We start from the raw sequence: 12,249 nt of genomic DNA, 5'->3' as shown, positions 1-12,249 counted from the left end.
CACAGGCAGGTCCCCACCCGAGTGGTGTCGCCCTCAGCACTCTCCGTGTTCCGGCCCGGCGGGATCGCTCAGCCGGGACCGGCCTCGGAGGTCGCGGCCACGCCGTACGGGTCCGCGCCGCTTCCCGTGGAGGAATCGTCCCCGCGCACGCCCACCGGAACGGCCTCTTCGGACTCCGGAGTGCCCGCGTCGTCGACCTCCTCGACGTCCCGATCCGCATCCGGATCCTCCACTTCGAGCGGTTCCTCCTCGGAGGGATCCGCTTCGGCGGGGCCCTCGTCCTCCGGCGGACCCTGACCCTCCGGAGGCTCCGAAACCTCGGCGGACTCCTCCGCGGGATCCCACTCCGCGGACTCGTCCCGCTCCTCCGAACCGCTGCGCTCCGGGCCCGCCCACGGGGCCCCGACCGCGTCCTGCTCCCGGTCCGCGGGACTCCGCGCTCCGAGCAGCCACACGGTCGAGCCACCCCCCGTGGCCACCCATCCGACCGTGGCCAGGGCCGCGAGCACGGGACGCAGCCCGAGGGGACCGTGACTCCCGCCCAAACCGCCCCCGGCCAGCAGGGCCAGCGAGAGCACGAACAGCGCCACCGGCACCGTCGCGAGAGCGAGCACGCGCATCCTGCCGTCCTCCCGGGTGGTGCCCCGCGTGCAGTGCACCCCGAGCGCCACCCCGACGAGCGCGGGAACCGCGAGCACCCCGGCCAGCCACCCGGGCGGGGGCTCCGCGGGCAGCACGCCGAACAGCGGCAGCACCGGAAGCGGCTCCGGCAGCGCCCCTCCGAACGGGGTGAACGTGGTCTCGCCCATCGTGAAACCCGCGCCGGTGGCGAAGGACCAACCACCGACGACCGCGTTCGGCACGTACAGCACCGCGAGCAGGGACGCCCCCAGGCCTGCTCCCACGCTGCCCAGCTCGGCCGAACGCTCCTGCAGCTCGGGCAGGCTCGCGCAGAAAGCGCCCAGGAACACCAGCGCCCCGGCCGCGACCACCAGGGCCGAGGCCAGCACCCCCGCGCGCAGGGCCAGCCACGTCGGGCGGGAGAGGCGCTGCCACAGCAGGTAGAGGACCCCGCACCTGTCCACGGTGCCCACGAAAGCCGCGAGAGAGGCTGTCGCGCCGCAGTGGGCGAAGGCCCGCCACGGGGCGGCGCGCACCGGCGAACCGTCGGTGCCGAGCAGCAGGGCGAACGAGAGGCCGAGCAACGCGTGGGACAGCCCCATCACGACGATCACGGGCAGCAGCTGTTCCGGCTTGCGCAGTCGTGCCCGCCGCGCCACCTTCGCGGCGGCCCACGCGATCAGCGTCGCCGCCAGCGCGGTGGGCAGCAGCGGCAGCGCCGTCAGGGGCGCCCCCTGGATGTGCAGGGGGATCTGGAAAGCGGCCAGCCACCCCGGCACGGCGGCCACGAGCACGGCGGGCCAGGCGAGCTCGGCCCGCGGGGCACTTCCCACGACGCACCAGAGCAGCACGACCACTCCGAGGTAGCCGGACACCAGTACCAGCACGGACGCCAACAGCGTCTCGCGGATCGCGCGCACCCACTGCCGGGCGGTGACACCGGGCTCGGCAGCGTTGTTCTGGGCAGCGTCGTCGTTCTGAGCAGCGTCGATCTGAGCGGAATCGAGTGCCGTCACACGATCGAAGGTGTCAGTCACGCACCGAGCGCTGGCGACGACGCGCCGTCGCAGCCCCCGAAAGGGTGATCACGGAAGTGTGGGGGAAAGCCCCGCCACCTCACCCGACGGACTCAACCAACACGCGATCGAGGAATCGCCCGTGCGACGACCGCGGCCGGTCGCCGCACGGTGCGGAACCCGGTGCCTTCAGCTCGGAGGCTGCTGCCCGGGATGGGGCATCTGCTGAGTGCCCTGCGGACCTCCCGAGGGATCCCCCTGCTGCTCCTGGGAGGACTGCTGCTCGTGAGGATTCGGCCTGGCGTAGGGGTTCTGCTGGCCACCCTGGTAGGGCTGCTGGGCGAACGAACCGGGCTGGGCGTACTCCTGCGGCTGCGCGGGCTGCGGTTGAGCCGGTTGCGGCTGGGCAGGCTGGGGTTGGGGCGGCTGCGCCGGCTGGGGCTGCCCGAACTGCCCGGGCTGGGCCACGCCCTGACCGGTTCCCGGTGCGAAACCGCCCGACTGGGGGTTCCAGCCGCCCTGCTGCGGTGCCCCCTGCTGCGGTGCCCCGGGCTGGGCCGGGTAGGGGCCGCTCTGCGGGTTCCACCCGCCCTGCTGGGGCTGTCCCTGCTGGGGTTGGCCCTGCTGGGGCTGTCCCTGCTGGGGTTGGCCCGGTTGCCCGGCCGGCCCCGGGTGGGCCACCTGCTGGGTGGCTCCCCCGCCCACGGCGGGCGGTGTGAGGATCCGGTACTCGAACAGCAGCAGCCCCACGACGGAAACCGTCTGCAGCAGGACCAGCAGCACCAGCACGACGGAGGCCGGTCCCCCGCCCGCCCACGGAGCCGCGGAGGTCCACGCGAGGATGAGCGCCTGCAGCAGCGCCAGCGTCGCGTACACCGCGAGCGGAACCATCGCGACGACCGAGCTCGGAACCCGGGGAAGCAACCACATCCCGGCCAGCACGGCAGTGCCGATCACGGCGGCTCCGACCGTGCCGGACAGCATGGTTCCCGCCGAACCGAAGAATCCGAGGAGCCAGCTGATCAGACCGAGCGCGACCGCGGCGAGCGCGAGGATCGACTTCGCGTCCAGCTCGAACTTCGCCCGCTCCGCCGCGGCGGGTTGCTGGGGTGGGGGGTAGGGCGCGGGCATGGGAACTCCATCCTGACCGGAGAATCGTTAGACAGCGGTTCGGCGGTCATTCGTTCGAGGGGCGCGCCGGAACCTCGATCACGACGCTACCGAACCCGCGGGAACCGCGTCACAGGAACGCGCCACCCGAGCCGCCCCGGTGACGCGAACACGCGACACGGCCCCGTGACGCGGAAACGCCGCCCGTCGCACCCGCGTGCGGGCCGACGGACGGCGTGTCCGTCCCACGGCGCGGTGCTCAGCCGTTGATGATCGAACGCATCAACTTGGCGGTCGCGCTCGGCGTCTTGCCGACCTTGACCCCGGCTGCCTCCAGCGCCTCCTTCTTCGCGTCCGCCGTGCCCGCGGAGCCGGAGACGATCGCGCCGGCGTGCCCCATCGTTTTGCCCTCGGGGGCGGTGAAGCCCGCGACGTAGCCGACGACCGGCTTGCTGACGTTCTCCTTGATGTACTCGGCAGCGCGCTCCTCGGCGTCACCACCGATCTCACCGATCATGACGATCGCCTCGGTCTCCGGATCCTGCTCGAAGGACCGCAGCGCGTCGATGTGGGTGGTCCCGATGACCGGGTCGCCACCGATGCCGACACAGGTGGAGAAACCGATGTCGCGCAGCTCGTACATCATCTGGTAGGTCAGCGTGCCGGACTTGGACACCAGGCCGATCTTGCCGCCCGAGGTGATGTCGGCCGGGATGATGCCCGCGTTGGACTTGCCCGGCGAGATCACACCGGGGCAGTTCGGACCGACGATGCGGGTCCGGTTGCCGGTCGCATTGGCGTGCGACCAGAAGTAGGCCGCGTCGTGCACCGGGATGCCCTCGGTGATCACCACGGCGAGGCCGATCTCGGCGTCGATCGCCTCGATCACGGCTTCCTTGGCGAACTTGGGCGGCACGAACACCACGGAGACGTCGGCCCCCGTCTCGGCCATCGCCTCCTTGACGCTGCCGAAGACGGGCAGCTGGCTGCCCTCGATCTCGACGCTCTGCCCGGCCTTGCGGGCGTTCACACCGCCGACGATGTTCGTTCCGGAACGCAGCATCCGAGCGGTGTGCTTGGTGCCCTCGGAACCGGTGATCCCCTGGACGATGACCTTACTGTTTTCGTTGAGGAAGATTGACACAGCAGCTCGCCCCTTATTCGCCCGCAGCCAGCTCGGCGGCCTTGTCGGCCGCGCCGTCCATGGTGTCGACCAATGTGACCAGCGGGTGGTCGGCCTCGGCCAGGATTCGCCTGCCCTCCTCGACGTTGTTGCCGTCGAGCCGGACCACCAGCGGCTTGGCCGCCTCGTCGCCGAGCATCCTCAGCGCCTGGACGATGCCGTTCGCGACAGCGTCACAGGCGGTGATGCCGCCGAAAACGTTGACGAAGACGGACTTCACGTCCGGATCGCCGAGGATGACGTCCAGTCCGGCCGCCATGACGTCGGCGGAGGCTCCCCCGCCGATGTCGAGGAAGTTGGCGGGCTTGACGTCGTTGTGCTCGGCACCCGCGTAAGCGACCACGTCCAAAGTGGACATAACAAGACCGGCACCGTTGCCGATGATGCCGACCTCGCCGTCGAGCTTGACGTAGTTGAGGTCCTTGGCCTTGGCCTTGGCCTCCAGCGGGTCCTGGGCACCCTCGTCCTCGTACTCGGACTGCTTGGAGTTCCGGAACGAGGCGTTGTCGTCGAGGGTGACCTTGCCGTCGAGGGCGATGACCTTACCCTGCGGATCCTTGACCAGCGGGTTGATCTCGAACAGGGTCGCGTCCTCGGCCACGAACGCCTCCCAGAGCTGGGCGACGATGGTGGTGACCTGATCGACGATTTCCGCCGGGAACTTGGCCGCCTCGACGATCTCGCGGGCCTTGGCCTCGTCCACACCGTGGATCGGGTCGATCGGAACCCTGGCCAACGCGTCGGGATTGTTGGCCGCGACCTCCTCGATCTCCACGCCTCCCTCGACCGAGGCCATCGCGAGGAAGTTGCGATTGGCGCGGTCGAGCAGGAACGAGAGGTAGTACTCGTCCGCGATGTCGGAGGCCTCGGTGACCAGCACTTGACGCGTGGTGTGGCCCTTGATGTCTAGCCCGAGGATCGCCTCGGCCTTGGTTTCGGCCTCGGAAGGGGTCTCGGCCAGCTTGACACCGCCGGCCTTGCCTCGACCACCGGCCTTGACCTGGGCCTTGACGACCACGGGTCCGCCGATTTCTTCCGCGACTGCCTTGGCCCCGTTGGGATCATTGGCCACGGAACCGGGCAGTGTCGGTATTCCGTGGGAAGCGAAGATCTCCTTCGCCTGGTATTCGTACAGGTCCACGCGACTCTCCTGCGACGTCGGTGTCGGACTCCGGTAACCATATCGACCTGCGAGAACGACAGAAGCAGCGCATGCGGTGAACTCGCTCACCCTCAACCGGGCACGACCTGGCGATTCCCTCCGTGCGGTGCTGCGGGAGTCGCACGGAGCGGTCAAGCTCACATCAAGAACGGGAGCGCGCCGCCCGGACCGCCGTCCCGAGGGCCAGCACGACACCGGCCAACGCGCACCACAGCCCCGCCCCGGGAGCTGATTCCGGCACCCCGGAGGACGTCAACGGGGCCTGCAGCGCACGCATCGCGAGCACCAGCGCGCACCCGACCAGCAGCCCGGCGGCGCGCTCGCCCCGCGCCAGGGGGACCAGCACCAGCGCCGCCAGCACGGCCAGCACCGCGCAGAGCAGCCCCCACGAGGCGATGCCGAACTCGGCCAGGATTCCGAGCGGGGCGTAGTCCGGCGCGGTCAGCACCGGGAGCGTGAAGGCCGCGACCGTGAGCAGTCCGAGCAGCACCGCGGGCGCGATCAGCACGCGGTCGGCGCTCGTCTCGCTCAGGTCCACCTCGTCGCGCTCGATGCCGCCCGCCAGTCCGGCGCAACAGGCAGCGGCCCCGGCCAGCAGGATCGCGGCGACCGTCAGCCACGTGCCGAGGCCGAGCAATTCGGCTCCGGTGGCGCGGGCCACGTGCAGCACGATGTCCAGGCTCGCGGCACCGGCCAGCACCACGATCACCCAGGCCACCGCCAGCGCGGGACGCGCCGCCCTTCCCCGGCGGAAGAGCAGGGCGGCACCGAGCAGCGCGAACGCGCAGCCGGCGACCAGGGGCTGGCGCAGGTTCACGTACTCGGCCAGGCCGACTTCCCCCTCGGCAGTGCGCAGCTGGGGGGACAGCGCGGCGACGACCGCCAGCGCCCCTGCGAGCACCGCCAGGATCCCGGCGGCCACGGACAACCTGTCGTGCCCGGGCAGCTCGATCTCGGCGGAGGCGGGCGCGCTGTCGACCACCCGTCCCGCGGGCAGGGCCAGCACCGCGAAGGCGACCACGGCCACCAGCTCGAAGACCGCTCCCCAGCCGATCGACAGCTCCGGGTCGAACAGCACGGCTCCGAGCACGGGGACGGTCGTTCCCGCGAGGGCGGCCGCCGAACCGAGCAGCCCTCCGCGCGCGGTGTCCGCGTCCACCGAGCTCACGGCGACGCCCGCGACGAGCGGGAGGGTGATCGCCAGCAGCAGGTCCCCCGCGAAGACCGGCACGGAGGTGTCCGGCCCCGTCCCGGTGAGCACGAAGGGATCGGTGGAGACGAAGCGGGCGAGCAGGGCGCCGATCGCACCCAGCACCGCGGTGCACAGCACCCCGGCCAGCAGGCCCTGTCTCCTGCCCGCGGGACTGCCTTCGCTCGCACCGGCGGGGCCGCGAGCGGTCCAGGCGAGCACTCCCGCAGCACCGATCAACACGTGCCCGGCCGACAACAGCCAGGCACCGCTCGAGGGCGCCAGCGGGTGGAGGCTCTCACGCAGGAACAAGGCGGGATCGGTGACCAGGCCGGGCTCGACCAGCAGTTGGACGTCGTCCAGCAGCGCGCTCGGTGCGAACGCCCCCGCGGCGATCAGCACTGCGCGCGCCGCGGCCGGACGGCCCGAGCGGAGGAAGAGCGCGGACAACGCCGGAAGTAGCAGGCCGAGCAGCAACAGCACCGGCCAGGAGGTGTAGGCGGGCGAAACCGACGGCGAGACCACACCGAGCAGCGGAGCAGCACCGATGCACAGGGCCGCCACCGCGGCGACCCCGGAGGCCGTCCGCAGCACCCGCAACGAGCGGTTCCCCGCTCCGGCGGGAGCACTGTCCGCTGTGGTCCTCATGTCCGATTTTCCGGGTCGACCGGACCCGACCGCGGCATCGGGCTCGGCTCCGGGCTCTTGACCGGAACGGGCATTCACGGCATCGACGCTAACAAGCTCGAGACCCCGGGGCGGGCACGCCCCGAGGGCCCGCGCAACGCAGCGAGCCCCGAAATCATCTTTTCGAGCGAGGGTCTTTCAGCACTCCACACGAGAGTCGGACACTCAGCGTTCCAATTGGACACTTTTCGTGTTCATTACCGCCGAGCCACCCCCGAACACGTCAACGACCACACCGCGAGGCGATCACACCGAGTTGTGACTTGAGACACTTTTCGGTACCCTCGCTCAACCTCGGCGTGCTCGGCCGGATCACGAGCGCGATGCTAATAGGACAGTCCTGCCATCGCGGGAAAAACGCAGGCAAGACCACGTTCGGATCGCTGGATGACACAGCGGGAAAGCCGTTCCGGAACGACGGGCGAAGCAGCGCGCCTCCCACGTGCCGAGCCGCAGCGGACTCGATCGGGATTTGCCCCTAGGGGACTCCCTTGGTTAATGTCCCGGCGTCCGTTGTCACAGTCAGATCACGAACAGGGACAAATACCGGTTACCCCGACGACCGGACCGGGTCTCCCCAACCCGGCCCTGTGGTCCGACTCCCCGAGACGGAAGGTCAAGCATTGACTCGATACCGCTCCCCCGGCGGTCAGACAAACGCCCCGGTAAAACAGCACGACTCGGACGAGGTGTCCACTAAGGACCAATTCCGCAAGCACCGGACCCCGACGTCTTCCTCGGTGTGGCGCGGACGAATCGTCGTCGCGGCCGTCGCTGCAGGCGCCTTCGCAGCCGCCGGACAGGCGATGGCTTCCGAACAGGACCAGTCCGACTCCCAGCAGGACGACTCCACACCGCTGGCTTCCAGCCAGGAAGCCGCCGCCTCGTTGGGAACCGCTACCGAGGACAACAGCACGGGGACCAAGGGCTCGGACGGCGCTAGCGCGGGCGTCGGCGGGGCCGCACCTTCCCCCGAGGTGCTGCCCGTGGCACGCACCGCCAACACCGACGACGAAGTCCGCAAGATAGCCAAGAGCCAGCGCGTCGAGCGCGCCCGCGAAGCGGCCATCCGCGAGGCGCAGCAACCCGACTACGTCGCCCCGGCGGAAGGCACGTTCACCTCCGGATTCGGCGGACGCTGGGGAACCACCCACTACGGCATCGACATCGCCAACAGCAAAGGCACCAAAATCGCCTCCGTCGCCGAGGGCACGGTGATCGAAGCCGGCTCCGCGAGCGGATTCGGCCTCTGGGTGCGGGTGCAGCACACCGACGGCACCATCACCGTCTACGGCCACGTGCACAGCATCACCGTGCAGGAGGGCGAGAAGGTGGAGGCAGGCGACCAGATCGCCACCATGGGCAACCGCGGCTTCTCCACGGGAACGCATCTGCACTTCGAGGTGTGGAACCAGAGCGGCAAGAAGATCAACCCGCTGCCCTGGCTCAACGCCCGCGGTGTCAGCCTCACCTGAATTCGAGAACGGCGGCTCGGTTCACGCAGCGGTGCGGGGGGGCGGAACCTCGGTCGGCGCTCGGCCGCGGGGGCGCGCCCATCGAGCAGCCGCGGAACTCCCCGCGCAAGGCTTCGCGTCCAACGCGAGCGCTGTGAGCCTGCGCGACCCGACCGACCGCGGGTTCTCGCGCCGCACGAGGGGGACGTTTCGCGCGAGACCGCACGCCCCCGGACCGCTACCCGACCTCGGGGCACCCGCAGCGAGAGCCAGCGAGAGGTTCCGCCAAGCACCCCGTCAAGCAAACCGAACCGCCGACTCTATTTCTCCCGCCCCTCCTGAGCACGCCACTTGTCCATGAGCTTGGGCAGCTCGGCGCGCAGGAACTCGAAGAAGCGTCGCGTCTCGTCCAGCCTGCTTCCGGCCGCCGTTTCCGCCCCGAGCGCGGAAACACCCTCCAGCAGGGTGTTCTCCCAGTGCTGGAACTGCTCGTCGCGTTGCGCGAACGCCTCGTACCACATGTCGTCGCGGACGGTGTAGTGATCACGCCTGCTGCCCGGTTCGCGTTCGCGCACGACCAGCCCCACTTGGATCAGGTAGCGCACGGCCCCGGAAATCGCCGCCGCGCTGACCTGCAGGGAGCGGGCGAGCTCCGCCGCCGTGCAGGACCCCTCGTCCGTCACCAGCAGCCGGACGAACACCCGCGCGGCCATACGGGGGAACCCGGCCTCGCTGAAGTCCAGGGCGAAGCGCTCGACGAAGCGCGCCACCTCCTGCTCGTCGCGCCCCTGCGCGGGATTCGGCGTTGTCTCGGACATCCGGAACCTCCCGCAGTGCTCGCTCAGCCGCCCGGACAGCTGATTTACCGATTTGCCAAAGTTCACTGCTTTGTGAAAACAGTGTAGCTTAACAGCGGGTGGCAGCGGGCGAGCATCCGAGCGCATCCGGAGCGTTCCGGAGCAGCCGACGCCGAACAGCTGTGTTCATACTATTCACGAATTTGTGAAAGTTGTGTATCATCGCCACCGTGATACCTGAGGTCGCCACAGCCACTCGGGTGGGACACCCCGGAACCGGGCTCTACTCCTCCCGGGCCGGCGCGCGCACGGCGGACCCCGATCCGCCGACGAGCGCGACAGCGCCACGTCAACGGACCGCGCCACGCTGGCTGAACCGGCGCTGAACCGGCGCGGGACCGAAAGCGCCGACACGCGAACAACCTCCCGAACGGGTATCCCGGAGGAATCGACATGAATTCCGCACCCCCGGCTATCTCCGTCGCCGGACTGACCAAGAACTTCGGAGCCACCCGAGCGCTCGACGGACTCGACCTCGAGGTGCGCTCCGGGGAGGTCCACGGCTTCCTCGGCCCCAACGGAGCGGGCAAGACGACCACGATCAGGATCCTGCTCGGCCTGCTCCGAGCCGACTCGGGAACAGCGGGCCTGCTCGGTGGGGACCCCTGGAACGACGCCACCGCGCTGCACCGCCGGATCGCCTACGTCCCCGGCGACGTGACCCTCTGGCCGAACCTCTCCGGCGGTGAGGTCATCGACCTGCTCGGGCGGCTGCGCGGCGGGATCGACACCCGGCGCAGGGCCGAGCTGCTCGAACGGTTCGACCTCGATCCGCGCAAGAAGGCACGCACCTACTCCAAGGGCAACAGGCAGAAGGTCGGGCTCGTGGCCGCCCTGGCCTCCGAGTGCGAACTGCTGATCCTGGACGAGCCGACCTCCGGGCTGGACCCGCTGATGGAGGAGACCTTCCGCGAGTGCGTCCGCGAGCAGCGGCGGGAGGGGCGCACGGTCCTGCTGTCCAGCCACATCCTGTCCGAGGTCGAGGCGCTGTGCGACAGGGTGACGATCGTCCGCGCGGGCAGCACGGTGGAGTCCGGCACGCTGTCCGAACTGCGCCACCTCACCCGCACCTCGGTCACCGCCGAGCTCTCCGCTCCCCCCGAAGGCCTGGAGGATCTCCCCGGGGTGCACGACCTCGTCGTCGACGGCGCCCGGATCCGCTGCGAAGTGGACACCCCCGCGCTGGACGAGCTGCTGCGCCGACTCACCCGGATCGGCGTGCACGACCTGACCAGCCAGCCACCCACCCTCGAGGAGCTGTTCCTGCGGCACTACGAGCAGGACTCCGGGAACGCGACGCAGCAGGAGGTCCCCCGATGAGCGGAACCGCCGGAACGGGCGCGCTCGTCAAGCTGATCCTGCGCAGGGACCGGATACGCATCCCCGCGTGGATAGCCGGGGTGGCGGTCTTCCTGCTCGGCAGCGTGGCCAGCTTTCCCACCGCGTACGGGACGGCGGCCGAGCGGCAGGCCCGGGCCGCCCTGATGAACAACCCGGCCACCGTGGTGCTCACCGGCCCCGGTTTCGGGCGGGAGGACTACACCTACGGCGCGATGACCGCCAACGAGATGGGCGGGATGACGGCCGTGCTCATCGCGTTGATGAGCATCCTGCTCGTGGTGCGGTACAGCAGGCACGAGGAGGAGAGCGGACGGACCGAGCTGCTGCGCTCGGCCGTCGTCGGCCGCCACGCCCCGCTCGCCGCGGCGCTGATCACGGTGCTGGGGGTGAACCTCGTGCTCGGGCTGGTGCTCGGCCTCGGCCTGCCGGCCACGCTCCCCGAGCTGGGCCTCGCCGGGTCGCTGCTGTTCGCGGCGGGGCTCACCTCGGTCGGCTTCGTGTTCACCGCCGTGGCCGCCGTGACGGCCCAGCTGATGGAGCACGGCCGCGCCGCGAGCGGCCTCGCCGGAGCCCTGCTGGCCGCGTGCTTCGCCCTGCGCGGGGCGGGAGATCTCGGGGACGGAACGCTGTCCTGGCTGTCCCCCATCGGTTGGGCGCAGCGCACCCGGGCCTACGTCGACGGGACCTGGTGGCCGCTGATCCCGGCGCTGCTGCTGACGGTCCTGCTGGTGGTCCTGGCCGGCACGCTCCGCGCCCGCAGGGACGAAGGGGCCGGGCTCGTCCGGGGCGGCCTCGGCAGGACGTCGGCCTCCGGTTCGCTGTCCGGCCCGTTCGCACTGGCGCTGCGGCTGCAGCGGGGGGCGCTGACGGGGTGGACGGTCGGATTCGTCCTGTTCGGCGCCTTCGTGGGGACCATCGCCGAGCAGGCGGCCAGGTTCGTGGCCAGCAACGAGACCGCGCAGCGCTTCTTCGAGCAGCGCGGGCAGGCGGACTCGGCCGAGACCATGATCGCCACCTACGTCTCGTTGATGGCCATGGTCGCCGGCGGGTTCGCCCTGCAGTCGGCAGGCCTGTCCCGCGCCGAGGAGTCGGCGGGACGGCTGGAACCCCTGCTCGGCGGCACACCGCTGTCCCGAGCCAGGTGGGCGGTGGCGAGCCTGGCCGCCACGATCACCGGCAGCGTGCTGGTGCTGGGCGGGGGCGGCCTGGGCGCGGGCCTCGTCCGCGCGGCGGCCAGCGGGGACGGCAGCGACGCGCTCCGCGTGCTCGCCGCTGCCCTGGCGCACCTGCCCGCGGTGTGGGTGCTGGCCGGGATCGCCACGCTCCTGTTCGGACTGGTGCCCGCGGCGAGCGGACTCGGCTGGCTGGTGCTGGCCTGGGCGGTGTTCGTGGGGATGTTCGGACCGCTGCTGCGGCTGCCCGACTGGCTCGCCGAGGTGTCGCCCTTCGCGCACACCCCGATGCTGCCCACCGGCGATCCGGAAGCCACCCCGCTGATCGCGCTGACAGTCACGGCGGTGGTCCTGATGGTGGTCGGGGTCACCGCGTTCCGGCGACGCGACGTCGCGTGACCGAGGCCCGGCACGACCCGCTCCGGCCGTGCCGACGGCAGCGGTGGGGGTCGGCGGT

At 70.8% G+C, this 12,249-nt stretch carries 9 protein-coding genes; 3 read left to right on the top strand and 6 right to left on the bottom strand.

The genetic code is table 11. The features are described 5' to 3' along the window. Positions 1–68: 68 nt before the first annotated feature. The 5 genes from G9Q41_RS06590 to G9Q41_RS06570 all read right to left on the bottom strand — a co-directional run bounded on the left by G9Q41_RS06590 (position 69) and on the right by G9Q41_RS06570 (position 6,929). Positions 69–1,637, bottom strand: a complete 1,569-nt coding sequence (locus G9Q41_RS06590) for a DUF6350 family protein (protein WP_165631788.1) — start codon at positions 1,635–1,637, stop codon at positions 69–71. 189 nt (positions 1,638–1,826) lie between these two features. After that, positions 1,827–2,768 carry a DUF5336 domain-containing protein gene (locus tag G9Q41_RS06585; RefSeq protein WP_165631789.1) on the bottom strand — a complete coding sequence of 314 codons (942 nt, stop codon included), beginning with the start codon at positions 2,766–2,768 and terminating at the stop codon, positions 1,827–1,829. Between the two features lie 238 nt (positions 2,769–3,006). Beyond that, positions 3,007–3,891: a succinate--CoA ligase subunit alpha gene (gene sucD, locus G9Q41_RS06580; RefSeq protein WP_092526275.1), complete on the bottom strand. Its 885-nt coding sequence runs from the start codon at positions 3,889–3,891 to the stop codon at positions 3,007–3,009. Between the two features lie 13 nt (positions 3,892–3,904). Then, a complete protein-coding gene (sucC, locus tag G9Q41_RS06575; RefSeq protein WP_092526272.1) occupies positions 3,905–5,071 on the bottom strand; it encodes an ADP-forming succinate--CoA ligase subunit beta in 1,167 nt (388 codons plus the stop codon). 163 nt (positions 5,072–5,234) lie between these two features. Next, positions 5,235–6,929 (bottom strand): hypothetical protein, encoded by a 1,695-nt coding sequence (locus G9Q41_RS06570; protein WP_165631790.1) that lies wholly within the window; start codon positions 6,927–6,929, stop codon positions 5,235–5,237. 779 nt (positions 6,930–7,708) lie between these two features. Here G9Q41_RS06570 and G9Q41_RS06565 point away from each other — a divergent pair. Then, positions 7,709–8,443, top strand: a complete 735-nt coding sequence (locus G9Q41_RS06565) for a M23 family metallopeptidase (protein WP_092527971.1) — start codon at positions 7,709–7,711, stop codon at positions 8,441–8,443. A 299-nt stretch (positions 8,444–8,742) separates the two neighbouring features. Here G9Q41_RS06565 and G9Q41_RS06560 read toward each other — a convergent pair whose 3' ends face one another. Beyond that, on the bottom strand, positions 8,743–9,240 hold the full coding sequence (locus G9Q41_RS06560) for a MarR family transcriptional regulator (RefSeq protein WP_092526266.1): 498 nt from the start codon (positions 9,238–9,240) through the stop codon (positions 8,743–8,745). Positions 9,241–9,672: 432 nt separating this feature from the next. Here G9Q41_RS06560 and G9Q41_RS06555 point away from each other — a divergent pair, with 432 nt between their 5' ends. Then, positions 9,673–10,599, top strand: coding sequence for an ABC transporter ATP-binding protein (locus tag G9Q41_RS06555; RefSeq protein WP_165631791.1), 927 nt, complete (start codon positions 9,673–9,675; stop codon positions 10,597–10,599). Next, entirely contained in the window at positions 10,596–12,191 is a 1,596-nt protein-coding gene (locus G9Q41_RS06550) for a hypothetical protein (protein WP_165631792.1), read from the top strand. The genes G9Q41_RS06555 and G9Q41_RS06550 overlap by 4 nt, the downstream gene beginning before the upstream one ends. Positions 12,192–12,249 lie beyond the last annotated feature (58 nt).

Source organism: Actinopolyspora sp. BKK2 (assembly GCF_011291845.1).
Taxonomy (GTDB): Bacteria; Actinomycetota; Actinomycetes; order Mycobacteriales; family Pseudonocardiaceae; genus Actinopolyspora; species Actinopolyspora saharensis.
The sequence above is the reverse complement of the archived record's forward strand: the minus strand, read 5'-3'. Positions and strand labels throughout refer to the sequence as shown.